The sequence below is a fragment of the Streptomyces sp. NPDC024698 genome (assembly GCF_055559015.1).
Window position 1 is genome coordinate 253,196 of sequence record NZ_JBVHLK010000002.1, and the last position, 25,798, is coordinate 278,993.

Sequence of the window (25,798 nt, forward strand, 5' to 3'; positions counted from 1 at the left end):
TTGATCCGATCTACGTGCCAACTGAAGAGCAGTCCGGCGGAGGGGCGACGGCGACACGGCGACGGGCGCGGGAACCCCACTCGTGCGGCGCAATCCGGAACCGCGCCGGGGCCGCGCCGAGGCCGGGACCCGGACCCACCGCGCAGAAGGGCACGGCCCACGCGCCCGCCCCCGCACGCCGTCCGGCCTGCCGCCCGGCCCTCGGTGCCGCTCCGGGACGCGCGGGGAGACCGGCCGGCGCGGGGCGGGTGAACCGGCGCGCGGAAGCCGTTCTGGAGCGCGCGGGCCGCCAATCCGTGCACACGCCTTCACACGGGTGCGGGTGACGCGCAACACTCGCAGGCGCATGAACGTTGCCGCCTGAAGGCCGCGGGGCCCACGGAAGTGAGGGCAAGTCATGTCCGTGCACGACGACCTGACGTCAGTCCAGCGCTGCCTGGACGATCTGCACCGGTCGGTGCGGCGCCTGGAACAGCAGATGGGTGCCGGTCTGGAGATGCGCCGCGTGCGCGCCGACGCCGACCGTCTGCGGGAGAGCCTCGCGCTGCTGCGCGAGGCCGCCGGACCCTCCCCCAGGCGCCCCACCGGGCCCGGGCCTGCGGTGTCCGCCTCCGGCAGGCTGCCCGACCTGGTGACCGTCTCCGACACCCCGTACGACAGCTCCCTGTGGACCGATTCCGACGACGAGGGTCTCGGCGCGCACCACGGTCCCTCCCACTAGCGCCCCCGACGGCGGCGCGCCCCCGAACCCGACCGGAGTGCGAAGTTGGCCACTGGTACGGAACCTCATCTGAACAGCGGCGGTGTACGCACCGGTACCCGCGCCGCGATCGCCGCCCCGCACCTGCGGACCGACCGCTGGTGGCTGGCGCCCGCCGCCACCGCGGCCGGGCTGCTGGCCTTCGTCGTGTACTCGACGTGGCGGGCCTTCTCGGACACGCACTACTACGCGGCGCCCTACGTCTCGCCGTTCTACTCGCCCTGTCTGGCCGAGCGGTGCGGGACGATGCGCTCCGGTCCGAACGCGGACCTGTTCGGGAGCTGGTGGGGCATCTCCCCCGCGATCATCATCCTGGTCTTCCCGCTGGGCTTCCGGCTGACCTGCTACTACTACCGCAAGGCCTACTACCGGGGCTTCTGGGCGAGCCCCCCGGCCTGCGCGGTGGCCGAGCCGCACAAGAAGTACTCGGGCGAGACGCGCTTCCCGCTGATCCTCCAGAACGTCCACCGGTACTTCTTCTACGCGGCCCTCGTCGTCGCCGGCATCCTCACGTACGACACCGTGCTCTCCTTCCGCGACGAGCACTACGCCTGGGGTCACATGGGCCTCGGCTCGCTGGTGTTCCTGGTGAACATCACACTGATCTGGGCGTACACCCTCTCCTGCCACTCCTGCCGGCACATCGTCGGCGGGAAGCTCAAGCACTTCTCCAAGCATCCCGTGCGGTACCGGATGTGGCAGTGGGTCGGAAAGCTGAATGCCCGTCACATGCTGCTGGCCTGGGCGTCGTTGGTGAGCGTGGCGCTCGCCGACTTCTATGTGTACCTGGTCGCGTCCGGCGCCTTCGACGATCCGCGCTTCTTCTAGATCGGATGGAACCCCCTGATGTCCGTGGTCGACCGACAGGAGTGGGACGTCGTCGTGGTCGGTGCCGGTGGCGCCGGACTGCGTGCCGCGATCGAGGCACGCGAGCGCGGCGCCCGTACGGCGGTGATCTGCAAGTCGCTGTTCGGCAAGGCCCACACGGTGATGGCCGAGGGCGGCATCGCGGCCGCCATGGGCAATGTGAACTCCGGCGACAACTGGCAGGTCCACTTCCGCGACACCATGCGCGGCGGCAAGTTCCTCAACCAGTGGCGGATGGCCGAGCTGCACGCCCGTGAAGCACCGGACCGGGTCTGGGAACTGGAGACCTGGGGCGCCCTGTTCGACCGGACGAAGGACGGGCGCATCTCGCAGCGCAACTTCGGCGGCCACGAGTATCCGCGCCTGGCCCACGTCGGCGACCGCACCGGGCTCGAACTGATCCGCACGCTCCAGCAGAAGATCGTGTCCCTCCAGCAGGAGGACATGAAGGAGACCGGTGACTACGAGTCGCGCCTGAAGGTCTATCAGGAGTGCACCGTCACAAGGATATTGAAGGACGGGGAGCGGGTTTCCGGGGCGTTCTGCTACGAGCGCGAGTCCGGGCGCTTCTTCGTCCTCGGGGCACCCTCGGTGGTGATCGCCACCGGCGGGATCGGCAAGTCCTTCAAGGTGACGTCCAACTCGTGGGAGTACACCGGCGACGGGCACGCGCTGGCGCTGCTCGCCGGGGCGCCGCTGCTGAACATGGAGTTCGTGCAGTTCCATCCCACCGGCATGGTCTGGCCGCCCTCGGTCAAGGGCATCCTCGTCACCGAGTCGGTGCGCGGCGACGGCGGGGTGCTGCGCAACTCCGAGGGCAAGCGGTTCATGTTCGACTACATCCCCGACGTCTTCAAGGAGAAGTACGCGCAGTCGGAGGAGGAGGGCGACCGCTGGTACGAGGACCCGGACCACAACCGGCGTCCTCCGGAACTCCTGCCGCGCGACGAGGTGGCACGGGCCATCAACTCCGAGGTGAAGGCGGGCCGCGGCTCGCCCCACGGGGGCGTCTTCCTCGACGTGTCGACCCGGATGCCCTCCGAGGTGATCAAACGCCGGCTGCCGTCCATGTACCACCAGTTCAAGGAGCTGGCCGACGTCGACATCACGGCGGAGGCCATGGAGGTCGGGCCCACCTGCCACTACGTGATGGGCGGCATCGCGGTCGACTCGGACACGGCGGCGGCGCGCGGGGTGCCCGGGCTGTTCGCGGCCGGTGAGGTCGCGGGCGGTATGCACGGCTCCAACCGGCTGGGCGGCAACTCCCTCTCCGATCTGCTGGTGTTCGGGCGGCGGGCCGGCTGGCACGCGGCGGAGTACGCGGCCGGTCTCACCGGCCCCGGCTCCCGCCCGCCCGTGGACGACGTCCAGGTCGACGCGGCCGCCGCGGAGGCGCTGCGGCCCTTCTCGGCCGAGGGTCCCGAGTCCGTCCCCGCCGCGCCGGCCGCGGGCGCCGCCCTCGCAGCGCAGCCGCCCGAGAACCCGTACACCCTGCACCAGGAGCTCCAGCAGACCATGAACGACCTGGTCGGCATCATCCGCCGCGAGGGCGAGATGGAGCGGGCCCTGGAGAAACTGGCCGAGCTGCGGGTACGGGCGCGCCGGGCCGGGGTCGAGGGCCACCGTCAGTTCAACCCGGGCTGGCACCTCGCCCTCGACCTCAGGAACATGCTCCTGGTCAGCGAGTGCGTGGCACGGGCGGCGCTGGAGCGCGCGGAGTCGCGCGGCGGGCACACCCGCGAGGACCACCCGGCGATGGAGCGTTCCTGGCGCCGGATCAACCTGCTGTGCCGGCCGGCCGATCCGACCGGCGGGCTGGCCGCGACCGATCCGGTGGCCGGACAGATCGACCTGGTGAACGAGACGACCCAGCCCATCCGTTCCGACCTGCTCGCCCTCTTCGAGAAGGAGGAGCTGGTCAAGTACCTCGCCGAAGAGGAGCTGTACGAGTGAGCAGCTACGAAGCCCGCTTCAAGGTGTGGCGCGGGGACGTGAAGGGCGGCGGCCTGGAGGACTTCGGGGTCGAGGTCAACGACGGCGAGGTGGTGCTCGACATCATCCACCGGCTCCAGGCGACCCAGGCCCCCGACCTCGCCGTGCGCTGGAACTGCAAGGCGGGCAAGTGCGGTTCGTGCTCGGCGGAGGTCAACGGCCGGCCGCGGCTGATGTGCATGACGCGGATGTCGGTGTTCGGCAGGGAGGAGACGATCACCGTCACCCCGCTGCGCGCCTTCCCGGTCGTCCGGGACCTGGTGACCGACGTCGGCTTCAACTACGACAAGGCGCGACAGGTCCCGGCCTTCGTTCCGCCCGCCGGTGTCGGGCCCGGCGAGTACCGGATGATGCAGGAGGACGTCGACCGGTCGCAGGAGTTCCGCAAGTGCATCGAGTGCTTCCTGTGCCAGGACACCTGCCATGTGGTGCGCGACCACGAGGAGAACAAGCCGGCGTTCGCGGGCCCGCGGTTCCTGATGCGGGTCGCGGAGCTGGACATGCACCCGCTGGACGCGGCGGCGGAGTCCGGCCTCGACCGCAAGGCCACGGCCCAGGACGAGCACGGTCTCGGCTACTGCAACATCACCAAGTGCTGCACGGAGGTCTGCCCCGAGGGCATCAAGATCACCGACAACGCGCTGATCCCCTTGAAGGAACGGGCCGTGGACCGCAAGTACGACCCGCTCGTGTGGCTGGGCTCGAAGATCGGCAGACGGCGGACGTAGACCGGGGTCGGGGCGGGTCGGGGAGGGTACGCCGTCCCCGGTCCGCCCGGGCCGTCGTCACGGCCCCTCGGTGTCCGGCGGGGCCACCGGGCGCCGGCCCGGGTACTGCCCCATCATCTGGACCGCCTGGCTCGCGACGAACAGGCCGATCCCGCCCAGGGCGTACGGCGTGAACTCGGCGTCGGGTCCTTGGAACGGTCCGAGGAACATGAACAGGGACCACCCCACGGCCCCCGCCAGCGCGCCCCAGCCCCACAGCGTCGGGCGCACGACCTTGCGACGCGCCCACGGGGGGATCCAGTACCTCGTGATGGCCGCGATCCCGATCCCTGCCTGCGCGAGGACGACCAGTGCGGCGAACCCGACGAGATACCGGTGCATCGAACCCCCACTCCCCCGCGTACCGCACAGGGGCACGCGTCGCGATCATCGCACGCGGGATCCGGGCCGTCATCACGTGGCGGGGCATTCGGCGGCGGACGCGCCATGTGCGGCCCCGGGCACGAGGGCGCCCGCGGGAACGGCCCCCGCGCCCCTCCCGTACACCCCGACACCTCCCGTACCCCAACTGCCCCCAACTCCTCGTATACCGGTCGCGGAGCCGCTCGAACGGCCATACGCTCCCAAATGTGACGTCGCCCCAGAGCCGTAGCCGGTCGCGCCGGGTCCCGTCGCACATAGCCGTGCGGGTGGCGCATGCCGTGCTCGGGGGGCTGGTCGCGATGGGCTGGCTGCTGCTGCCGCTGGCGCGGGCGGGGGCCGACGCCCCGGTCGGCGCGGCACGCGGGACGGGGGCCGGCGCTCCACCGGCCGCGGCCGCGCAGGAGGCGACGGCGACCGGCGATCTGGTGCCGCCCCTGGTCGCGGCGGGCGCCGCGGGCGCGGTCGCGGCGTACGGGTACGGGCGCCGCAGACGGCGGGCGACGACCCGCACGACACCGGGCGGCGACCCCGCGCTCACCCCGTTGCCCGAACTCGACCGGCGGGCACGGCGGTTGCTCGTCGAGACGGACGACTGCGCACGGGTCGCCGCCGAGGAGCTCGCGCTCGCCACGGACCGCGCGGCGGGCGACGCGGTAGAACCGTTCGTGTACGACCTGCGGCACGCGGAGGCCGGACTCGCCGCGGCCTTCCGGCTGCGGCAGCGCCTCGACGAGACGGAAACGGCCGGCACCGGCGCGGACCCGGCCGAGGACCAGGACGACCGCAGGGACGTCCTGGAGGAGATCGTCGCCCTGTGCCAGGACGCCGGGCAGCGGCTGGACGCGGCGGCTCCGGGGTTCGACCAGATCCGGGCCCTGGAGCGCAACGCGGTGGCCGCGCTGGACTCGGCGGAGACCCGCTTCCGTGAGGCCGGCGCGCGCACCCGTGCCGCCGAGGCGACGATCGCCGCTCTCCACGAGGAGTACGCGCCCGCCGCCTCGCTCCCGGTCGTCGGCCACGCCGAACAGGCCAAGGACCGGCTCCTGTTCACGACGTCGCATCTCAACCAGGCACGGCAGTACGCGGACCGGGGCGACGGCGCGAAGGCGGCGGCCCATCTCCGGGCGGCGGAAGGGGCGTTGGCGCAGGCCTTCGACCTGGTGGACGGCGTGGACCGGCTGGCGGGTGAACTGGCCTCGGCGGCGGCCGGGCTGCCCGAGGCGATCGCGGCTGCGGAGGCCGCGCGCGACGCGGCCGGGGCACTCCCGCCGGACACCCGCGCCGGGCTCGTCGGGGCCCTGGCGCACACGGAGTCGGTGCTCTGCGCGGTCCGGCACGAGACGGCGGCCGGGCCCCACGATCCGCTGGACGCGCTGCGCCGGGTGACGGAGGCGACCGCGGGCCTGGCCGGGGCGGGCGGCGGTGACGTCCCCGACGGGCGGGGCCCCGCGCTGGTCCCCGCCCACAGCGCGCTCGCCGGGGCCGCGTGCTTCGTCGGCACGCACCGCGGGGCGGTCGGCAGCGAGGCGCGGACCCGGCTGGCCGAGGCGCGGCGGCTGCTCGGGCCGGAACCCGTCCCCCTCTCCGAGGTGCTGCGCGCCGACGACCTCGCCCGGGAGGCCCGCCGGCTCGCCGAGCGGGACGTACGGGCCCACGGCAACCCCTCGGGCGGCCGCGGCGGCGCCGGAGCGGGCGGCGCGGTGCTCGGCGGGATTCTCCTGAGCGACGGCGAGGGAGGCCCGATGAGCTACGGCGGTCCCCGCACCCGGGGCCGCCGGGGGGCGTTCTTCACCTGACCGGCCGGGGGTCCGCGCGGGGGAGGCGGCAAGGGTGCTCACCGACCGGGGAACGCGACCGGCCTAGAGCACGGCCGGCCCGCGCACCCGGGGCGTCCCGGAAGCGACCCTCGGCCCGCAGCCCGGACCTCAGCCCGTAGCCGGCCCAGCCCCAGCCCTCAGCCCTCAGCCCTCAGCCCTCAGAACAGGCTCAGGAGTGCTTCCGCCGGGTCGGTGAGGGGTGTTCCTCCGTCCGGGAGGGGGAGTTCGAACCACACGGTCTTGCCGCGCGGGGTCCGGCGGGAGCCCCAGCCGGCGGAGAGGAGGCCGACCAGCTGAAGGCCCCGGCCGCCCTCGTCCGTGTCGCGGGCGCGGCGGCGGCGCGGCTGGACGAGTCCGGCGTCCCAGACCTCGCAGACGAGGGTGCGGTCAAGGAGCAGCCGCAGCCTGATCTCGCCCTCGCCGTAGCGCAGGGCGTTCGTCACCAGCTCGCTGACCAGCAGTTCCGTCGTGTCGACGAGGGGTTCCAGATCCCAGGCGACGAGCTGGGTGCGCGCGTACTCGCGGGCCCGCCCCACGCTGCGCGGCTCGCGCGGCAGGGTCCAGTCGCCGACGGACTCGGCGGGCAGCCCCTGGACACGGGCCATCAGCAGGGCGATGTCGTCCTCGCCGTGATGGGTGTCGAGGGTGTTCAGGACGTGGTCGCAGACGTCCTCGAGCGGCCTGGAGGGGTCGGTGAGGGCGCCGACGAACGCCTGGAGGCCCTCGTCGAGGGGGTGGTCGCGCGATTCGACCAGTCCGTCCGTGTAGAGCGCCAGCAGGGCACCCTCCGGGAGTTCGACCTCCACCTCCTCGAAGGGCTCGCCGCCCACCCCGAGCGGCATGCCGGGCGGCACGTCGAGCATCAGCGCGTTCTCGCCGGGCTCGACGAGCACGGGCGGCAGATGGCCCGCGTTGGCGAAGGTGCACCGGCGGGTCACGGAGTCGTAGACGGCGTAGACGCAGGTCGCGAGGTACACCTCGGAGAGGTCGGCGTCGCGGGACTGACGGCCCGCGCGGGTGGCCTGCTGGACCCCTCCGGGGGTGCCGAGGCCGCGCGCGATCTCGTCCAGCGCCGAGAGGACCTCGGCGGGTTCGAGGTCGAGCAGCGCCAAGGTCCGTACCGCGGTGCGCAGTTCACCCATCGCCACGGCGGCGCGCAGCCCGCGGCCCATCACGTCGCCCACGACGAGCGCCGTGCGGTGGCCCGGGAGTTCGATGACGTCGAACCAGTCGCCGCCGACCTCCGTCGCCGCGTTGCCGGGCAGATAGCGGCACGCGATGTCGAGGCCCGAGGCCTCGGGGTCGCCCGGGGGCAGCAGGGATCGCTGGAGGATGAGGGCCCGTTCGTGTTCGCGGCGGTACAGGCGCGCGTTGTCGATACAGACGGCGGCGCGGGCGGCGAGCTCCACGGCCAGGGCGCGGTCGCGTTCCCCGAACGGTTCGCTGCCCTTCGTACGGGAGAACTGGGCGAGCCCCACGACCGTGTCGTGGGCGACCATCGGGACCGCGAGGGTGGACTGGATGAGGCCGCCGTCGTCGGCGGGCAGATGCTGGGGCCGCGCGGTGCGCAGGGCGTCCGCGCAGGGCGAGTTGAACGGGAAGTGGTGCACCGCGCCGACGGCCACGGGTGCCGGACCGCCGACGAAGGGCGCGTCGGAGACGGCGCTGGCGAAGGCCACCCGGCGGAGTTCGGCGCTGCCGTCCGCGAGGCCGGGCGGGGTCTCGTCTCCGACCAGCAGACCCTGGTACAGGTCGACCGTGGCCAGGTCGCAGAAGCCGGGGACCACGACGTCGAGGAGTTCGCGCGCGGTGGTCTCGAGGTCGAGGGAGTTGCCTATCCGGGCGCCCGCCTCGTTCAGCAGGGCGAGATTGCGCCGGGCGGCGGCCGCTTCCCGGGCGGCGGCGCGGCGGGAGGTGATGTCGGTTCCGAGCCAGGCGATGCCGATGGGACGGCCGCTGCCGCTGTGCACCCGGTAGAGGTTGATGGACCAGTGGCGGCGCTCGTCGGAACCGGGGACCTGCCCGGTGACGTGCATGTCCGTGATGGAGTCCCCGGTCTCCAGGACCCGGCGCAGAACCGCGGTGACCCGATCGGCCTCCGCGTGCGGGAGATAGTCGTGGACGCCCTTGCCGCGGTGGTCGTCGACGGTGCCGCCGAAGATCGAGGCGAACCGCTGGTTGGCGCGCCGGACCTGGAGGTCCGTGTCGATCAGCAGGAAGCCGAACGGAGATTGACCGAAAATAGCCTGCGAGGCGGCGAGGTCCGTCTCGATCGTCCGCAGGGTCCGGACGTCCACCACGATGCACAGGGCGGCCCGTTCGCCGTGTTCCGTGGTCGTCGGCATCACATAGACCTCGGCGAGTCCCTCCCTGCCCCCGGCGTCCTCGGCGCCCTCCCCGGCGTCCTCCGAGGCGGGTGTGCGGAAGGGCACGAGACCGGTCCACTCACGGCCGTCGAGGATCTCCGCCATCTTCCGCTGACCGGACTCGCGCCGGTCGGCGGGGACGAACGCCTCGATGGGGTCCAGGCCGACGGCGCGCTCCGCCGGGATGCCGAAGATCTGCTCGGCCCGCAGACTCCACTGGTCGACGAGCCCGTCCGCGCCGATGGAGAAGGAGGCGGCCTTGATGTAGTCGTAGATGGAACCGGGCGGACTGCTCTGCCACATCGCGTCACCGGGCGCTCCACCGGTCATGCCGCCTGGCGTCTCATCAGTCATGCCGCCTGGCGTCTCATCAGTCATGCCGTCCGGCGTTCCACCGGTCGCGCCGGCGGGGGCGTCGCCGGTCTCGTCCTCGGCCGTGCCCACCGTCGCACGGTCCGCCGCGCCTGCGGTGTCCGCGGCCTCGCCCGCGGTCGCGCGCGCGACATCGCCCGCCGCATCAGCCCTCGCGCCGTCCGACGGGTCCTCGGACTCCGTGGCCTTCGCTGGTATCTCGCTCACGCGAACCGTCCCCTCCAGCTCACCGCGTCCGGCACCGGTCACCGGAGGCGGCTGCCCGCAGTATCCAGCACTACGGGGCCGCACGACACGGTGTTCACGATCACAGCACGGTCCCGATGGTTTTTGGACCGGCCGCGACATACTCCCAGTCTTCTAACCAGGTGGCGCCCCGTCGAACCAAACAAGGGGACTCCGGTCGGGAGTGTGATCCGGCCTCGTGCCGCGCGGGCGTCAGGGGCCTCCGTCGCTCAGTCGGGGACGGCCAGCTCGAACCAGACCGTCTTGCCGGTGTCCGCGGGCCAGGTGCCCCAGCGTCTGCACGACCCGGCCACGAGCTGGAGTCCGCGGCCGCTCTCGTCGGAGGTGTCGGCGGCCCGTTCGCGGGGCGGGTCCGGCAGCGGGTCGGAGACCTCGACCCGCAGTGCGCCCGGGACGCCCGGCGCCCCCTCGGGACGTACGAGACGGACACCGATCGGGCCTGTCGCGTGCCGGAGCGAGTTCGTCACCAGTTCGCTGACGAGGAGGGCGGCGATGTCACCGAGGGATTCGAGATCCCATGCGCGCAGCTGTCTCCGGACGACGGCGCGGGCGGTGCGGACGGCACCGGGCTCCGCGGGAAAGGTCCACTCGGCGCAGTAGCCGTCAGTGTCGATCAAGCCGATCACTTCCCAGACCAGAAACCCACCCACGCCCGGTTTCGGGGGGTTAATGGGCACATACCCTATATCGCCTGAGCTTTACCGCGCCCCGGGCACACGATGGCGCGAACGGCGCATCCGCGGGCTGCCGGATCGTCACACGCCCGGGTCGAACCAGGGCAACGCGCTCTTGACCGCCGGCACGTCCTGGTCGAGCCAGTCCACGTCCCCGATCTCCCCGGGTGTCAGCCAGCGCAGTTCGTCGTGGTCCTGGAGGGGTTCGGGTTCGGCCGAACCGGGCAGCAGCCGGGCGGCCCACACCACCAGGACATATCCCGGCTTGAGGGGCCATTCGCCGGGGACGCGCTCCAGAGCGCGCGTGTCGATGCCGAGCTCCTCGCGCAACTCGCGCATGAGGGCGCGTTCGGGGGTCTCGCCGGGTTCGACCTTGCCGCCCGGCAGCTCCCAGCGCCCGGCGAGCTCGGGGGGTGCGCTGCGGCGGGCCGCGAGCAGGCGTCCGTCGCGCACCACGGCGCCCGCGACCACCACGATCCGTTCCGTCATGCGCCGGAGCCTACGGGAGCGGGAGCGGGGTCCGGGTCCGGCCGGTTCAGCGGGTTCCGTTCGCCCCGACGCGCTCGACCCAGTAGAGCTGCTTGTGTCCGCGACTGTCGAGGCTGTCCGCGATCTTCTGGGCCTCGGCGCGGGTCGCGTACCTGCCCACGCGATAGCGATTGCCGTTGTCGTCCTGCCGTATGACGAGCCAGGGAAGCGTGATCATGCTGTCGTTCATCGAGCCCCTCCACTTCCCGCCTCGGGCCCCCGCCGAACCCCGCATTCCATCGAAACCGCAATCCGCATATGCCCGAGCGTACGCCTTACCTTCACGCAGCGAACACGGGTTTACACAAAGAGGTACGCAACCGGCCAGTAAGGAACGAGGACCCAGGGGGCGCACGCCATCGAACGCGCCGCTCACGACTCCCCGCGCGCCCTCCAGTGCGGCGAAGTCGCCCCTGTCCGCGATGCGAGAAAGGCCAGATTCCAACCGGGCCCACGAAAGGCCCTGTTGGGACACGGGGCTCCGCGCCACGCCGGACGGCACACCGGACGGCACACTGGACGCCGCACCGGACGCCGCACGGACGCCACCTGGATGGATGTCACTCCGGTCGGACGTGACGCGCTGTCACTTCACCGGCAGGTGATAGGCGATGCGGTACCGGTCCGCCGGGACCACCACGTCGGCCGTCTCCACCGGACGGTCCGAGGCGTAGAACGTGCGCTGGATGACCACGACCACATGACCGGGGACGCCGCCGAGCGCCAGGAGTTCCTCGGCGAGGCCGGGGCGCGCGCCCACCTCCTCGGTGACGTTGTCCACGATCACGTCGATGGCCGCCATGCGCTCGACGACACCCATGCCGCCGAGCGGGCCCTCCTCCGGGAGCATCACCGGCGTACGCCCGGTCACCGCGAGCGGTTCCCAGGACGTGGAGAGCATCATCGCCTCGCCGCCGTCGCGGTAGACGTAGTTCGTGCACATCACGCGGTCGCCCGGCTGGACGGCGAGCCGTTCGGCGATCGCGCCGCTCGCCTCGACCTGCCTGCTGTGCGACTCCCAGGTGCCGCGCACGGCGAAGTCGGCCTGCTCCTGGCGGAAGGGTGTGGCACCGCTGTCCGGCCGGTACCCGGAGCGGGCGAGACGGCGCGGCACCGGCCGCTCGCGGACGTAGGTGCCCGAACCGGAGCGGCCCTCGACCAGGCCCTCGGCCATCAGCACCTTGCGCGCCTCCAGGGCGACCGTGTCCGAGACCCCGTACTCCTCGCGGATCCTGGCCTGCGAGGGGAGCCGGGTGTGCGGTGGCAGCGAGCCGTCGACAATCTTCTTGCGGAGATCACCCGCGACGCGCAGATACGCCGGCTGCTCACCGAATGTCACTTAGCCGCTCCCATCAGGTTGTACAGACAGCAACAGCGTGGCAACCGTGGGTTGTGCCATGCAAGCAAAGGCCAGAGAATCACTCGATGTGATGACGTCTGCCTCTTGAGGGCATTACGCAGGCACTTTCTCCCCACTGTGGCCGCCGTCACACCTCGATTCCGGAGCCGTCTTCGCCGCCGCTACCACCGCTTCCGCTCTGGTCCTCCTTCGGCGGGGTGGTGGCCAGACCCAGAGCCTTGCGTGTGGTGACCGTCCTGTCGGGATCCATGAGCTTCAGGGCCTTGTCGTAGTGGGCGTAGAAGGTGTCCGCGTCCGGAGAACCGGCGGCCTTCACCCATTCCTTCCGGGCCAGGTCGAGATCCTTGGCCAGGACCGCGACCCGCTCGCCCGCGGCGGGGGCGAAGGTGTGGCCGCGGAGCAGACCGGTCTGCGCCGCGAGGGCCCCCGAGACCCTGGTCGCCCACTTCTTGTGGCCCGGCAGGTCGTCCTCGACGTACTGCGCCTCGGGGGCCGTGTCCATCGCCCTGTTGAGGATCCGCGCCGCCTCCAGGTACGCGAGCTGGTCCGCGTCGAGCGTCGTGGAGTCCTTGCGCAGCGAGCCGGTCAGGGTGCCGTGCTCGTCGGTGTTGCCGAACATGCAGGTGATCTCGCGGTCGCCCGTGCTCCAGCTCTCCCGGGTCGGCGTGAAGTAGTAGACGTCGACGTCGTCCGGGACGGCCCAGCCGTCCAGCGCGTAGGTGTCCGTGAGGGCGTAGCACATGTCCCCGGCCTCGCCGGAGACCGCGGAGTCGCCCGGGTAGGAGCCGTCGTGCGCCCTCGCCTCGGCGAACACCTCGGCGTCGTGCTTCCCGGAGCACGGCACGAAGTCGACGTCGTAGGCGACACCCTCCAGGGTGCCGCCCGGCGCGTCGAAGCACTGGCCCTTGTGCAGGGAGAAGGTGTTGCCGCTGCCGCCGGCCCCCTCCTTGAAGCCGTCCCAGAAGTCGCGGGCTCCCCCGGTGGCGACCATGAGCGCGAGCAGGACGACGCCGACCGACGAGAGGATCATGCCCGCCACGGCCATGCCCTTGCCGCGCTCGCCGCGCTTCCTGATCTGCACGAGCGCCACGATCCCGAGCACCAGTCCGACGCCGGGCAGGAAACAGAGGATGCCCAGGACCAGCGCCGCGATGGCGAGCCCGTTGAAGGGAACGGGCCGGTTGTACGGGGAGTAACCCTGCCCCCAGGTCTGGTACGGGCCCGCGTACGGGTACTGCTGGTACGGGCCCTGCTGATACGGCCCCTGAGGGGAGGGCCCCTGAGGGTACGGAGCGTGCGGATAGGGCGGCGTCCCTGGCGGGGTCCCCGGCGGCGGGTACTGCCCCTCGGGCTGCTGCGGGCCGGGCGGCGGGGGTATGGCCACGTTTTCCCTTGCTCCTCATGCATGCGCGACGGAACGCGCGTACGACGGCCGATTGGCTGCGCGCATCGTAAGCGCGACACGGACGAGGTCGTAACAGAGGCCGCACAGAGGCCGTACAGAGCCCGCACAGCGGCCCGTGGAGGCCGTCCGGGCGGCCGCCCGGGGGCACCGGCCGCCCCCCCGGGCGCGCGCGCCGTCCCGTCCCGCGGCGGCACGTCTAACCTGCACCCATGACTGCACTGCCGGACTGCTTCTGCCCGACGGACGGCACACGGGTCCCGGCCGGCTCGCTCGCCTGGTGCTGCCCGGTCTGCCGCGGCCCGCTCGACCTGGACTTCTCGCCGACGCCGGCTCCCCTCGCCTCCCTCGCCGGCCGGGTGAACTCGATGTGGCGGTACGCCGAGTGCCTGCCGCTGGCCGCGCCCACCGTCAGCCTCGGCGAGGGCCGCACCCCCCTGGTCCCCCTGCGCGAGGGCGTGCTCGCCAAGCTCGACTTCCTGATGCCGACACTGTCCTTCAAGGACCGCGGGGCCGTGCTGCTGGCCGAACTCGCGCTGCGGCTCGGGCCCCGGAGGGTGATCGCGGACAGCAGCGGCAACGCGGGCACGGCGGTCGCCGCGTACTGCGCGCGGGCCGGACTGCACTGCACCGTCTACGTCCCCGAGGGCACCTCCGCGAAGAAGCTGGAGCAGATCGGCGCGCACGGGGCCCGGCTGCGGGTGGTCGAGGGCGACCGCGAGGCGACGGCACGCGCGGCGCGCGAGGCGGCCGACGAGGACGGGGTGTTCTACGCCTCGCACGTCTTCAACCCGTACTTCCTGCACGGCACCAAGACGTACGTCCACGAGCTCTGGGAGGACCTCGGCGGACGCCTGCCGGACGTCGTCGTGCTGCCGGTCGGCAACGGCACACTGCTCCTCGGCGCCGCCCTCGCCGTGGCCGAACTGCACGCGGCGGGGCTGATCGACAAGCGGCCCGCGCTGTACGCCGTCCAGGCCGCCGCCGTGGCGCCGCTGGCCCGTGCCTGGTCCGAGGGCGCCTACGAGCTCGTCGGCACGACTCCCGCGGCACCCACGTTCGCCGAGGGCATCGCGATCCCGCACCCGCTGCGGGCCCGTCAGATCCTGCGCGCGGTACGCGCCTCCGGCGGCGCCTTCCTGACCGTGACGGAGGACGAGATCCGACACGCGCAGACGGACCTCGCGGGACGCGGGCTGTACGTGGAGTCGACGGGCGTGGCCTGCTGGGCCGCGGTCCGCGAGGGCGCGCTGGCCGGCCGCGAGGCGGTGGTGCCGCTGTGCGGCGCGGGGGTGAAGACGGGGATGGCGCGAGCCTGAGACCCGGTCCCCGACACCGCGGCGCCGCACGGGAAAGGGGCCCACCCTCACGGGTGAGCCCCTTGTGACCCGCACTTTCCGCCGGCTCGGGAAAGCGGTCCGGTGTCCGGTCAGACGTTGAAGCGGAACTCCACCACGTCCCCGTCCTGCATGACGTACTCCTTGCCCTCCATGCGGGCCTTGCCCTTGGCGCGGGCCTCGGCGACCGAGCCGGTCTCGACCAGGTCGGCGAAGGAGATGACCTCGGCCTTGATGAAGCCCTTCTGGAAGTCGGTGTGGATCACACCGGCGGCCTCGGGGGCCGTCGCGCCCTTCTTGATGGTCCAGGCGCGGGATTCCTTGGGGCCGGCCGTCAGGTAGGTCTGGAGGCCGAGGGTGTTGAAGCCGACGCGGGCCAGCGTGGCGAGGCCGGGCTCCGCTGCACCCACCGACTCCAGGAGCTCCATGGCGTCCTCCTCGTCCAGCTCGGCGAGGTCCTGCTCCAGCTTGGCGTTGAGGAAGATCGCCTCGCCGGGGGCGACCAGGGCGCGCTGCGCCGCCTTGAAGTCCTCGTCGACCAGCTCGTCCTCGTCCACGTTGAAGACGTAGAGGAACGGCTTGGTGGTCAGCAGGTGCAGGTCGTGCAGCAGCTCCTCCTTGCCGGAGCCCTGGACGATGCCCGCGGAGAAGAGGGTGTCGCCCTTCTCCAGGATCGCCTGGGCCGCCTCGACCGCAGCGACCTTGGGCGCGACGTCCTTCTTGATGCGCGACTCCTTCTGGAGGCGCGGCAGGACCTTCTCGATGGTCTGGAGGTCGGCGAGGATCAGCTCGGTGTTGATCGTCTCGATGTCGTCCTTGGGCGAGACCTTGCCGTCGACGTGCACGACGTTCTCGTCCTTGAACGCGCGGATGACCTGGCAGATCGCGTCCGACTCGCGGATGTTCGCGAGGAACTTGTTGCCCAGGCCCTCGCCCTCGCTCGCGCCGCGCACGATGCCCGCGATGTCGACGAAGTCGACGGTCGCCGGCAGGACGCGCTGCGAGGAGAAGATCTCGGCCAGCTTGGTCAGACGGGGGTCGGGGACACCGACCACGCCGACGTTCGGCTCGATCGTGGCGAACGGGTAGTTGGCCGCGAGCACGTCGTTCTTGGTCAGGGCGTTGAACAGGGTCGACTTGCCGACATTGGGCAGTCCGACGATTCCGATCGTGAGCGACACGTTGCGACTTCCCGTACGAGAGGATGGGCGAAGGGCCCTCCAGAAGAGCGGGCCGATCCACCAGTCTACGGCGTGGCCCGCCCCCGGCCCGCGAGGTATCGAACGCATGGCCAAGGACTTTCCACGACCTCGCCTTCGGCCGTTCTTCGGCGTGTCCGATGAGCCGTTCCACACATAAAACGACCTAAGTTGGTCCAGTGGAGCAACACAGGACGCGTCCCCCTCAGTACAGACCGCGACGCGGGGCACCGGTTCCGGCACAGGCCGGGCGGGCCGCGGGCGGCGGTGTCCGGCGGGACGGACCGGTGACGCGGCGGCCCGCGCCCGCGCGCGTCCCGCAGCGGCGCGGCGCCTCGCGGCCCCGGCTGACCGGGCTCGGCGGCGGCCTGTTCTGCGGCGCCTCGATGTTCGCGCTGGCCTGCCTCGACGCGCTGCTGTTCGGCGGGTCGGCGACCGTGTACGGGGTGCTGTTCCTGCCCGTGTGCGTGCTGGCCGCGCTGTGGGTGCGGCCCGGCGACCTGGTGACCGCACCCGTGGTCGTACCGATCGCCTTCGCCGTCGGGCTGCCGCCACTCGCCGACGACGGCGGGGGCGGCCTGGCCGGCCACTTCATGGGCCTGGTCACCGCGCTCGCGCTCCAGGCGGGCTGGCTGTACGCGGGAACGCTGGCCGCGGTCCTCGTCGTGGCCGTCCGCAGGATCCGGCTGATCGGCCGCAGGAGCGCCCAGCGGCGGGACCGGGCGCGCGGCCTGCCGTCCGGCCGGCAGGCCCGCTGACCCCGCGTACCGTCGCGGGCGGCTCCCCGGTTACCGGGAGATCTGCGCCGCCCGCATCGCCGCGCCGACGATGCCGGCGTTGTTCTGGAGCTGCGCGGGGACGATCTCCGCGGTGATGCCCTCGATCAACGGCAGGAACTTGTCGGCCTTGCGGCTGACGCCGCCGCCGATGATGAACAGTTCCGGGGAGAAGAGCATCTCCACGTGGGCGAGGTACTTGCTGACGCGCCGCGACCAGTGTTCCCAGGTCAGCTCGTGGTCGTCCTTGGCCTTGGTGGAGGCCCGCTTCTCGGCGTCGTGGCCGTTGAGCTCCAGGTGCCCCAGCTCGGTGTTCGGGACCAGTTCGCCGTCGGTGAAGAGGGCGCTGCCGATGCCGGTGCCGAAGGTCAGCAGGATGACCGTGCCCCGGCGGCCCTTGCCCGCGCCGAACTCCATCTCGGCGACGCCCGCCGCGTCCGCGTCGTTCAGCACGGTCACCGGCAGACCGCCGAGCCGCTCGCCGAGCAGCGCGCCCGCGTCGGTGTCGATCCAGGACTTGTCGACGTTGGCCGCCGTACGGATGGTGGAACCGCCGGTCACCACACCGGGGAACGTGATGCCCACCGGGCCCGTCCAACCGAAGTGGTCGATGACGTCCTTCACGCCGTCGGCCACCGCGTCGGGCGTCGCCGGGTGCGGGGTGAGCACCTTGCAGCGCTCCTCCGCCAGGTCCCCGCGGTCAAGGTCCACAGGGGCACCCTTGATCCCGGATCCGCCAATGTCCACACCGAAGATCTTCATGGCCCTACGTTACGACGTACGGCTGACCGTCACTTCCCGGACGGACCACCGGTGCGCGACTCCACGAGTGCGGCCGCCTCGGCGCGCAGGTCGCGGCGCAGCTCCTTGGGGAGCGAGAAGGTGATGGACTCCTCGGCGGCCTTGACGATCTCCACGTCCTCGAAGCCACGCCCGGACAGGAACTCCAGGACCTGCTCGACGAGGACCTCGGGGACGGAGGCGCCGGAGGTGACACCGACCGTGGTCACGCCCTCCAGCCAGGCCTCGTCGATCTCGTCGGCGAAGTCGACCAGGTGGGCGGCGCGGGCACCGGCGAGCTTGGCGACCTCGACCAGCCGGACCGAGTTCGAGGAGTTGCGCGATCCGACGACGATGACCAGCTCGGCCTCCGCGCCCATCTGCTTCACGGCGAGCTGACGGTTCTGCGTGGCGTAGCAGATGTCGTCGCTCGGCGGGGAGATGAGCAGCGGGAACTTCTCCTTCAGGGCGTCGACCGTCTCCATCGTCTCGTCGACGGAGAGGGTGGTCTGGGAGAGCCAGACGACCCGGGAGGGGTCGCGGACCTCGACCTTGGCGACGTCCTCGGGGCCGTCGACCAGGGTGATGTGGTCGGGCGCCTCGCCGGAGGTGCCGATGACCTCCTCGTGGCCCTCGTGCCCGATCAGGAGGATGTCGAAGTCCTCGCCGGCGAAGCGGACGGCTTCCTTGTGGACCTTGGTGACCAGCGGGCACGTCGCGTCGATGGTGGCGAGCTTGCCGGCGGCGGCCTCGTCGTGGACGACGGGGGAGACGCCGTGCGCCGAGAACATGACGATGGACCCCTCGGGGACCTCCGCCGTCCGCTCGACGAAGATCGCGCCCTTCTTCTCCAAGGTCTGCACGACGTACTTGTTGTGGACGATCTCGTGACGGACGTAGATCGGAGCCCCGTACTGCTCAAGGGCCTTCTCGACGGCGATCACGGCACGGTCGACGCCCGCGCAGTAGCCACGGGGGGCGGCGAGCAGGACACGGCGGCCAGGAGAAGCGGTCATGCCCCCATCGTAAGGCCGCGCCCGGCGGGTCGGGGATCGCCTCCTCGGAGACACTGTGGGCAGCCGCGGGGGCGGGACCAGGCGATTCCCAGGAGGCACGATGTCCGAGGCGCGGACCACCGCGGGCACGGACCCGGCGGAGCAGGAGCTGCGGCGCAGCCTCGGCTTCCGGGACCTGGTCGTCTACGGGCTGCTGTTCATCGCCCCGATGGCGCCGGTCGGGGTCTTCGGGACGCTGGACGCGAGGTCGCACGGCGCGGTCGCGCTGGTCTACCTGGTCGCGACGGCCGCCATGGCGTTCACCGCCTTCAGCTACGCCCAGATGGTCCGGGTGGTCCCCCGGGCGGGTTCGGTGTTCGCCTACGCGCGCGCGGGGCTCGGTCCGGGGGCCGGGTTCGTCGCGGGGTGGATGGTGATGCTGGACTATCTGCTCATTCCGGCGGTGGCCTATCTGTTCTCCGGGATCGCGATGAACGCGCTGGTCCCGGAGGTGTCCCGGTGGGTGTGGACCACGCTGGCCGTCGTCGTGACGACGTTCCTCAACCTCTACGGGGTCCGTACGGCGGCGCGCGCCGGGTTCCTGGTGCTCGCGATGGAGATCGTGATCCTGGCCGTGTTCGTCGTGTCGGCTGCCGTGGTGCTCGCACGCGACGGCGCGCAACGCGCATGGCTGTCCCCGCTGTCGGGGGACGGCACCCAGGGCGCGTTCGCGCTGTCGGCGGTGATCGGCGCCGTGTCGGTCGCCGTCCTGTCCTTCCTGGGCTTCGACGCGATCGCCTCCTTCGCCGAGGAGGTCACGGGCGGATCGGAGAAGGTGGCCCGCGCGGTGCTGTTCTGTCTGGCGCTGGCGGGTGTGCTGTTCGTGGCCCAGACGTATCTGGCGGCGCTGCTGGAACCGCTGCCCTCCGCGCGCCTGGCCGCCGACCCCGCTCTCCAGGGGCCGGCCTTCTACGACGCCGTGGACGCCTCGGTCGGGCCGTGGCTGCACGATCTCGTCGCGGTCGGCAAGGCGGTCGGCGCGGCCTTCGCGGCACTGGCCGGGCAGGCCGCGGGCGGGCGGATCGTCTTCGCGATGGCCCGTGACCGGCGGCTGCCCGGGGCGCTGGCGCGGACCCGCTCCGGAGTGCCGCGGGCGGCTCTGCTGTGCGCGGCGGTGATCACGCTGGTCGCGTCGGTCTGGGCCGCGCGCCGCGACGACGGCCTCGACAGGCTCGTCTCGGTGGTCGACATCGGCGCGCTGACCGCGTTCACCCTGCTGCACGCCTCGGTGGTGGGCTGGTTCGCCGTACGGCGCCGTGGCGGGCCCGTGGTGTGGTGGCGGCACGTCCTGATGCCGGTCCTCGGAGCGGCGGTCACCGTCGCGGTGATCACCGAGGCGTCGGGAACGGCTCAGGTGACGGGTCTGGTGTGGCTGGCGGCGGGCCTGGTCGTGCTGTTCGCCCAAAGGGGGCGCACGGGGCCGGAGCCCGGAGCCGGATGACCGGACCGCGCGCGGGGCACGGGGCGCGGGACCGGGCTGTCCGGGTGTCCGGGCGTTGTCGGTGGGGGCCACTACGCTCGGGCGCATGGCTCTCAACACGTCCGCGGACGCTCCGCTGCCCGTCGGCGAGGTGTCACGGCTCATCGGGGGATGGATCGACCGGCTCGGCGCGGTGTGGGTCGAGGGGCAGATCACCCAGTTGTCGCGGCGCCCCGGTGCGGGCGTCGTCTTCCTGACGCTGCGCGACCCGTCGCACGACATCTCGGTGGGCGTGACCTGCTACCGCCAGGTCTTCGACGCGGTCGCCGACATCGTGAGCGAGGGCGCCCGCGTGGTCGTCCACGCCAAGCCGGAGTGGTACGCCCCGCGCGGGCAGCTGTCGCTGCGGGCCACAGAGATCAAACCGGTGGGTGTCGGAGAGCTCCTCGCCCGTCTGGAAGCGCTGAAGAAGTCGCTGGCGGCCCAGGGGCTGTTCGCGGCCGGGCGCAAGAAGCCGCTGCCGTTCCTGCCGCAGCTGATCGGGCTGGTGTGCGGGCGGGCGTCGGCGGCCGAGCGTGACGTGCTGGAGAACGCGCGGCACCGCTGGCCCGCCGTCCGCTTCGAGGTGCGCAATGTCGCCGTGCAGGGCGTCCACGCCGTACCGCAGGTCGTCCAGGCGGTGCGGGAGCTGGACGCGCTCGACGAGGTCGACGTGATCGTCGTGGCCCGCGGCGGCGGCAGCGTGGAGGACCTGCTGCCGTTCTCCGACGAGCAGCTGGTCCGCGCGGTCGCGGCCTGCCGCACACCGGTCGTCTCGGCGATCGGGCACGAGCCGGACAGCCCGCTGCTCGACCTGGTGGCCGACCTGCGCGCCTCCACGCCGACGGACGCCGCCAAGAAGGTGGTGCCGGACGTGGGCGAGGAGTACGAGCGGGTGCGGCTGCTGCGGGACCGTGCGCGGCGCTGTGTGCAGGCGTTCGTCGACCGCGAGGAGCGGGGTCTCGCGCACACGCTGGCCCGGCCCTCGATGGAGGATCCGCACCGGATGATCGACGAACGGTCGGACCAGGTCCTGGCCCTGCTCGACCGGGGCCGGCGCACCCTCGGGCATCTGCTGGACCGCGCGGACTCGGAACTGACGCACACCCACGCGCGCGTGGTGGCCCTCTCCCCCGCGGCGACCCTCCAGCGGGGGTACGCGGTGCTTCAGCGGGCCGACGGTCATGTGGTCCGGGACCCGGCCGAGGTGACGGCGGACGAGACACTGCGGGCGCGGGTCGCCGAAGGTGAATTCACTGTCAGAGTCGATGCATAGGGTGGGCGCATGACCAGCAAGGTGGACGAGGCGCTCGGGTACGAGCAGGCGCGGGACGAGCTGATCGAGGTCGTACGCCGACTGGAGGCGGGCGGGACGACCCTGGAGGAGTCCCTGGCGCTCTGGGAGCGCGGCGAGGAGCTGGCCAAGGTGTGCCGGCGCTGGCTGGAGGGCGCGCGGGCCCGTCTGGACGCGGCCCTGGCCGAGGAGTCCCGGGCGGAGGAGACGGACGCCGGCTCGGAGTGAGCGGCTTCCCGTAACCCCCGACGACCACGGTGGCCGGCCCCGGCGGGGCCGGCCACCGTCATGTGGTCCCGCGACGACCGCGCCCCCGGACGTACGCGTCTGTGAAGCGGATCACCACGCCCCGGTTTTGATTGAACTTTAAACCTCTTCGGCGTACTGTCGTACTCGCCAACAGATCCCCCCGGATCCACCGCACATACCGAGAAGGTTCTTCATGTCTCTCGTCCTTGACCCCACCGCTCAGGACCTGCTGTTCCGCGAGGCCCGCACCGCGAACACCTTCACCGACGAGCCGGTGACCGACGAGCAGGTTCAGGCGATCTACGACCTGGTCAAGTTCGGCCCGACCGCCTTCAACCAGTCGCCGCTGCGCATCACGCTGGTCCGCTCCCCCGAGGCCCGTGAGCGTCTGGTGCAGCACCTCGCCGAGGGCAATCGGGCGAAGACCGCCGCCGCCCCGCTGGTCGCGATCCTCTCCGCGGACAACGAGTTCCACGAGGAACTGCCGGCGCTCCTCCCCCACTTCCCGGCCGCCAAGGACATGTTCTTCTCCGAGCGCCCGGTCCGCGAGGGTTCCGCCGCGATGAACGCCGCCCTCCAGGCCGCGTACTTCATCATCGGTGTCCGTGCCGCCGGTCTCGCCGCGGGCCCGATGACCGGTGCCGACCTCGCGGGCGTCCAGAAGGAGTTCCTGGACGACGACCACACCCCGCTGATGATCGTCAACATCGGCAAGCCGGGCGAGGAAGCCTGGTTCCAGCGCTCCCCGCGCCTGGACGCCGACCAGGTCATCACCACCGTCTGACCCGCGGCACCGCGGTCCGGCCGGGCATCGCCCCCGGCCCCGCACGAACGACGAGAAGGGCCCCCGGCGGTGCCGGGGGCCCTTCTCGTCGTGCTGTACGCCCCTACGAGGTCTTCAGCGCCTCGGCCATCTTCACCAGCGTGCCGAACGACCCGGTGCCGGTCACCACCGTCGTGGAGCCCTTGTCCTCCAGGACGAGCGCGTCGTAGTGGTCGCCCTCGTAGCGCCGCCAGGTCAGGTCACCGATGCGCTCGGTGGCCTTCGTCTGCCGCGCGCCCTGACTCGCCGCGTCGATGAACACGGCCGGCCGCTGAGTCGACTGCTCGACCGCCACGTACTGACCGTCGGGGGCCTGGAAGCCCAGATGCCAGGCATCGAACTCGCTGCCGTCGTAGCGCACCGAGGTCGCCTTCCACGCCGGGGGCAGACCCTCCGGCGCCGCGACGGGATAACTCGCCGCACGGCGAGCCGTCAGCAGCTCGACCCTGTAGTCGACACGCTTGATATCGGGCTTGGAGTCGTCATGCGGGATGAAGATGTAGATGACGCCCGCCATGAGCCCGATGAGGCCCAGGGAAAGAATCATGTCCCGGACCGACTGCTTGCCTTTCATACCTGCCACGCACCTATCGTCGCAGGTGCCCTGGCCTGCTCATCCGTGGGGCCCCCTGCTCATTTTGTAAGCCTGGCGATAGAGTCGGGGCATCACCCTCATCCGGCCGTCGTCGTATCAGAAAGGTGCGTGTCGATGACCGAGCATCATCTGCCCTCCGAACTCGAAGTCCCGTCGGAAGCCCCCGACCGCAACCTCGCCCTCGAACTCGTCCGGGTCACCGAGGCCGCCGCGATGGCCGCGGGCCGCTGGGTCGGCCGCGGCGACAAGAACGGCGCCGACGGCGCCGCCGTCCGCGCCATGCGCACCCTCGTCTCCACCGTCTCGATGAACGGCGTCGTCGTCATCGGCGAAGGGGAGAAGGACGAGGCCCCGATGCTCTTCAACGGGGAGCGCGTGGGCGACGGGACAGGTCCCGAGTGCGATATCGCCGTCGACCCGATCGACGGCACCACGCTCACCGCCAAGGGCATGACGAACGCCATCGCCGTGCTCGCCGCCGCCGACCGCGGCACCATGTTCGACCCGTCCGCGGTCTTCTACATGGACAAGCTGGTCACCGGCCCGGAGGCCGCCGACTTCGTCGACATCAACGCGTCCGTGGCCGTGAACATCCGCCGGGTCGCCAAGGCCAAGCGGGTCACGCCCGAGGACGTCACGGTCGTCATCCTCGACCGGCCGCGCCACGACGGGATCATCAAGGAGATCCGGGAGACCGGCGCGCGCATCAAGCTGATCTCCGACGGCGACGTCGCGGGCTCGATCCTGGCGCTGCGCGAGGGCACCGGCATCGACCTGCTGCTCGGCATCGGCGGCACCCCCGAGGGCATCATCTCGGCCTGTGCCGTGAAGTGCCTCGGCGGCACCATCCAGGGCAAGCTGTGGCCCAAGGACGAGGAGGAGCGGCGCCGGGCGGTCGACGCCGGGCACGACCTCGACCGCGTCCTGACCACGAACGACCTGGTCTCCGGCGAGAACGTCTTCTTCGTCGCGACCGGCATCACCGACGGCGAGCTGCTGCGCGGAGTGCGGTACCGCTCCGAGACCGCGACGACCGAGTCGATCGTGATGCGGTCCAAGTCGGGCACGGTCCGCCAGATCCGGTCGGAGCACCGGCTGAGCAAGCTGCGGGCGTACAGCGCGATCGACTTCGACCGCGCCAAGTAGAACCACCGCTCCGGCGCCCACGAGGCGCGGAAGGGGCGCCCCTTGTGCGGAGGGGCGCCCCTTTTTCCTGCCCTTTTCCCGAGCCGATACGGGCCGTTTCCCCCAGGGGCGATACGAGCCGGTGCTCGGCCGGGCACAGCCCGTCCGGGGCACAGCCCGTCCGGGGTGCAGCCCGTCCGGGGCACAGCCCGTCCGGGGCCTGCCGGCCGGGTCAGCCGGCCGCGGCTATCGTGCCGTGGGCGGCCTTCTTGAGTTCCAGCTCGCGGCGGCGGCGCCTGGCGAGCACGACACGGCGCTCGGCGGCGGTCAGACCGCCCCAGACGCCGTACGGCTCGGGTTGCAGCAACGCGTGCTCACGGCACTCGACCATGACCGGACAGCGGGCGCAGACGCGCTTGGCCGCCTCCTCGCGGGAGAGCCGTGAGGCGGTCGGTTCCTTGGAGGGCGCGAAGAACAGGCCGGCCTCGTCCCGCCTGCACACCGCCTCCGTGTGCCATGGCGCTTCCTGATCCCTGTCCCGCACGGGCGCCCGCTGGGCCGGAACGGCAGCTACATGCAGGGACTGATGCGGCGGTTGCAGCACGGTCTACTCCTGACGACGGCTTCGCGAGCGTGCCGGGCACCGGGAACGTTCCGCAGCACCCTTCAGGGGACGATGCAGCAAGCCCTACCCGCTGTGCGCGCGCCTATGCACTGCGTGCCGAAGCCCGGCCGTATCCACGCGTGATCGATCGTCCGCCGCGGACCGGCCGCATCCGCCGCCCGCATATTCACGAGCGTCAACGGTCGAGATGCTTGCGCAAACTCCGGTCCAGCCGGTCCGCCACCCGCTCGTTCACCCGGCTGGTGACCCGGTCGAGGATGTCCGCGATGAGCTTGCCGCGCTTGGGCCTCGCCTCGACGTTGCCCAGGACGGCGAGACCGTCGACGTAGACCACGGGCGCGTCGGCGTCGCCCGAGTCCAGCGTGTCCACCTCGAAGTTGCCGAGCACACCGCCGCCGCTGCCGCGCAGCGAGACGTTCTCCGGCACGAAGATCTCGACGTTGCCGAAGACCGAGATCGCCTTGATCACGACCTGCTGGTACTCGAAGATCGCCTCGCTCAGGTCGATCTCGACATTGCCGAAGACCGAGTACGCGTGGATGCGCCGGCCCGCCCGCCAGCGGCCCTTGCGGACCGCGGAGCTGAAGACCGCCACCACGTTCTCGTCGGCCTCCGCCGGGATCGCGCCCTGGGCGGGCCGGTTGGGCGCGGAGGCGTACCCGGAAGGCGCGCGGCCGGTGTGGGCGGCGGGCAGGTCCCGGACGAACCGGTCGAGCTCGCCGACCGTCTTGGTGGCCAGCACACCCTCGACCCGCTCGGCGTGCTCCTCCGGGGTCAGCCGCCCCTCGGCGACGGCCTCGCGCAGGATGTCGGTGATCCGGTCGCGGTCGGCGTCGGAAGCGCGCAGCTCGGCCGGCTTCGCCGCCGTGGCGGCACTCGCGTCGGGGCTCTTTTGAAGGTCCACGGCGACAGCGTACCCAAACGCGATAGATCGCGACTACCCCTC

General features: G+C 71.9%; 25 protein-coding genes. 12 read left to right on the plus strand and 13 right to left on the minus strand.

What is annotated here, in order from left to right; all coding sequences use genetic code 11:
* Positions 1-397 precede the first annotated feature (397 nt).
* Genes ACZ4AA_RS05580 through ACZ4AA_RS05595 form a run of 4 tightly spaced genes read left to right on the plus strand, consistent with a single transcriptional unit; the run spans position 398 to position 4,347 of the window.
* Entirely contained in the window at positions 398-721 is a 324-nt protein-coding gene (locus tag ACZ4AA_RS05580) for a hypothetical protein (RefSeq protein ID WP_467595824.1), read from the plus strand.
* A gap of 45 nt (positions 722-766) precedes the next feature.
* Positions 767-1,588, plus strand: a complete 822-nt coding sequence (locus ACZ4AA_RS05585) for a hypothetical protein (protein ID WP_467595825.1) — start codon at positions 767-769, stop codon at positions 1,586-1,588.
* Positions 1,589-1,606: 18 nt separating this feature from the next.
* Positions 1,607-3,580 (plus strand): fumarate reductase/succinate dehydrogenase flavoprotein subunit, encoded by a 1,974-nt coding sequence (locus tag ACZ4AA_RS05590; RefSeq protein WP_467595828.1) that lies wholly within the window; start codon positions 1,607-1,609, stop codon positions 3,578-3,580.
* Positions 3,577-4,347, plus strand: a complete 771-nt coding sequence (locus ACZ4AA_RS05595) for a succinate dehydrogenase/fumarate reductase iron-sulfur subunit (protein ID WP_467595831.1) — start codon at positions 3,577-3,579, stop codon at positions 4,345-4,347. The genes ACZ4AA_RS05590 and ACZ4AA_RS05595 overlap by 4 nt, the downstream gene beginning before the upstream one ends.
* Positions 4,348-4,404: 57 nt before the next feature.
* Here the strand turns inward: ACZ4AA_RS05595 and ACZ4AA_RS05600 are convergent, their stop codons facing one another.
* Positions 4,405-4,728, minus strand: coding sequence for a hypothetical protein (locus tag ACZ4AA_RS05600; RefSeq protein WP_467595834.1), 324 nt, complete (start codon positions 4,726-4,728; stop codon positions 4,405-4,407).
* Positions 4,729-4,976: 248 nt separating this feature from the next.
* On the opposite strand from ACZ4AA_RS05600, the gene ACZ4AA_RS05605 reads away from it, so the two are divergent.
* Positions 4,977-6,566 carry a hypothetical protein gene (locus ACZ4AA_RS05605; protein ID WP_467595837.1) on the plus strand — a complete coding sequence of 530 codons (1,590 nt, stop codon included), beginning with the start codon at positions 4,977-4,979 and terminating at the stop codon, positions 6,564-6,566.
* Between the two features lie 179 nt (positions 6,567-6,745).
* Here the strand turns inward: ACZ4AA_RS05605 and ACZ4AA_RS05610 are convergent, their stop codons facing one another.
* From ACZ4AA_RS05610 to ACZ4AA_RS05635, 6 genes are all read right to left on the minus strand, one after another.
* A complete protein-coding gene (locus tag ACZ4AA_RS05610; protein ID WP_467595840.1) occupies positions 6,746-9,532 on the minus strand; it encodes a SpoIIE family protein phosphatase in 2,787 nt (928 codons plus the stop codon).
* A 248-nt stretch (positions 9,533-9,780) separates the two neighbouring features.
* Positions 9,781-10,197 (minus strand): ATP-binding protein, encoded by a 417-nt coding sequence (locus ACZ4AA_RS05615; protein WP_467595844.1) that lies wholly within the window; start codon positions 10,195-10,197, stop codon positions 9,781-9,783.
* Positions 10,198-10,326: 129 nt separating this feature from the next.
* Positions 10,327-10,734 (minus strand): (deoxy)nucleoside triphosphate pyrophosphohydrolase, encoded by a 408-nt coding sequence (locus tag ACZ4AA_RS05620; protein WP_467595848.1) that lies wholly within the window; start codon positions 10,732-10,734, stop codon positions 10,327-10,329.
* A gap of 46 nt (positions 10,735-10,780) precedes the next feature.
* The gene (locus ACZ4AA_RS05625; protein WP_339131232.1) at positions 10,781-10,963 is read right to left on the minus strand and encodes an SPOR domain-containing protein; all 183 of its coding nucleotides are present in this window, start codon (positions 10,961-10,963) and stop codon (positions 10,781-10,783) included.
* Between the two features lie 396 nt (positions 10,964-11,359).
* Positions 11,360-12,112: a GntR family transcriptional regulator gene (locus ACZ4AA_RS05630; protein WP_467595853.1), complete on the minus strand. Its 753-nt coding sequence runs from the start codon at positions 12,110-12,112 to the stop codon at positions 11,360-11,362.
* 148 nt (positions 12,113-12,260) lie between these two features.
* The gene (locus ACZ4AA_RS05635; RefSeq protein WP_467595859.1) at positions 12,261-13,517 is read right to left on the minus strand and encodes a DUF4190 domain-containing protein; all 1,257 of its coding nucleotides are present in this window, start codon (positions 13,515-13,517) and stop codon (positions 12,261-12,263) included.
* Between the two features lie 230 nt (positions 13,518-13,747).
* Here ACZ4AA_RS05635 and ACZ4AA_RS05640 point away from each other — a divergent pair, with 230 nt between their 5' ends.
* On the plus strand, positions 13,748-14,854 hold the full coding sequence (locus ACZ4AA_RS05640) for a threonine synthase (protein WP_467595863.1): 1,107 nt from the start codon (positions 13,748-13,750) through the stop codon (positions 14,852-14,854).
* Between the two features lie 110 nt (positions 14,855-14,964).
* Here the strand turns inward: ACZ4AA_RS05640 and ychF are convergent, their stop codons facing one another.
* Positions 14,965-16,053 (minus strand): redox-regulated ATPase YchF, encoded by a 1,089-nt coding sequence (ychF, locus tag ACZ4AA_RS05645; RefSeq protein ID WP_467595866.1) that lies wholly within the window; start codon positions 16,051-16,053, stop codon positions 14,965-14,967.
* Between the two features lie 305 nt (positions 16,054-16,358).
* Between ychF and ACZ4AA_RS05650 the strand changes: the two genes are divergently transcribed.
* A complete protein-coding gene (locus ACZ4AA_RS05650) occupies positions 16,359-16,829 on the plus strand; it encodes a DUF6542 domain-containing protein (RefSeq protein WP_467595869.1) in 471 nt (156 codons plus the stop codon).
* A gap of 30 nt (positions 16,830-16,859) precedes the next feature.
* Here ACZ4AA_RS05650 and ppgK read toward each other — a convergent pair whose 3' ends face one another.
* Positions 16,860-17,609 carry a polyphosphate--glucose phosphotransferase gene (ppgK, locus tag ACZ4AA_RS05655; protein ID WP_467595872.1) on the minus strand — a complete coding sequence of 250 codons (750 nt, stop codon included), beginning with the start codon at positions 17,607-17,609 and terminating at the stop codon, positions 16,860-16,862.
* A gap of 29 nt (positions 17,610-17,638) precedes the next feature.
* Complete coding sequence (locus ACZ4AA_RS05660; protein WP_467595875.1) at positions 17,639-18,643, minus strand: 4-hydroxy-3-methylbut-2-enyl diphosphate reductase; 1,005 nt, start codon at positions 18,641-18,643, stop codon at positions 17,639-17,641.
* A 100-nt stretch (positions 18,644-18,743) separates the two neighbouring features.
* Here ACZ4AA_RS05660 and ACZ4AA_RS05665 point away from each other — a divergent pair, with 100 nt between their 5' ends.
* The 4 genes from ACZ4AA_RS05665 (at position 18,744) to ACZ4AA_RS05680 (ending at position 22,468) form a co-directional block, all read left to right on the plus strand.
* Positions 18,744-20,123, plus strand: coding sequence for an APC family permease (locus ACZ4AA_RS05665; RefSeq protein WP_467595878.1), 1,380 nt, complete (start codon positions 18,744-18,746; stop codon positions 20,121-20,123).
* 85 nt (positions 20,124-20,208) lie between these two features.
* Complete coding sequence (gene xseA / locus ACZ4AA_RS05670; RefSeq protein ID WP_467595881.1) at positions 20,209-21,417, plus strand: exodeoxyribonuclease VII large subunit; 1,209 nt, start codon at positions 20,209-20,211, stop codon at positions 21,415-21,417.
* 9 nt (positions 21,418-21,426) lie between these two features.
* The gene (locus ACZ4AA_RS05675) at positions 21,427-21,663 is read left to right on the plus strand and encodes an exodeoxyribonuclease VII small subunit (protein WP_467595884.1); all 237 of its coding nucleotides are present in this window, start codon (positions 21,427-21,429) and stop codon (positions 21,661-21,663) included.
* A 214-nt stretch (positions 21,664-21,877) separates the two neighbouring features.
* Positions 21,878-22,468, plus strand: a complete 591-nt coding sequence (locus tag ACZ4AA_RS05680) for a malonic semialdehyde reductase (RefSeq protein WP_467595888.1) — start codon at positions 21,878-21,880, stop codon at positions 22,466-22,468.
* A 103-nt stretch (positions 22,469-22,571) separates the two neighbouring features.
* Here the strand turns inward: ACZ4AA_RS05680 and ACZ4AA_RS05685 are convergent, their stop codons facing one another.
* Positions 22,572-23,090, minus strand: a complete 519-nt coding sequence (locus ACZ4AA_RS05685) for a DUF4245 domain-containing protein (RefSeq protein WP_467595891.1) — start codon at positions 23,088-23,090, stop codon at positions 22,572-22,574.
* A gap of 126 nt (positions 23,091-23,216) precedes the next feature.
* On the opposite strand from ACZ4AA_RS05685, the gene glpX reads away from it, so the two are divergent.
* On the plus strand, positions 23,217-24,248 hold the full coding sequence (glpX, locus tag ACZ4AA_RS05690) for a class II fructose-bisphosphatase (RefSeq protein WP_339131215.1): 1,032 nt from the start codon (positions 23,217-23,219) through the stop codon (positions 24,246-24,248).
* A 211-nt stretch (positions 24,249-24,459) separates the two neighbouring features.
* On the opposite strand, the gene ACZ4AA_RS05695 is transcribed toward glpX, so the two are convergent.
* Both ACZ4AA_RS05695 and ACZ4AA_RS05700 read right to left on the minus strand, forming a co-directional pair.
* Positions 24,460-24,831, minus strand: a complete 372-nt coding sequence (locus ACZ4AA_RS05695) for a WhiB family transcriptional regulator (protein WP_467595894.1) — start codon at positions 24,829-24,831, stop codon at positions 24,460-24,462.
* Between the two features lie 196 nt (positions 24,832-25,027).
* Positions 25,028-25,756 (minus strand): DUF1707 SHOCT-like domain-containing protein, encoded by a 729-nt coding sequence (locus ACZ4AA_RS05700; protein ID WP_467595899.1) that lies wholly within the window; start codon positions 25,754-25,756, stop codon positions 25,028-25,030.
* Positions 25,757-25,798 lie beyond the last annotated feature (42 nt).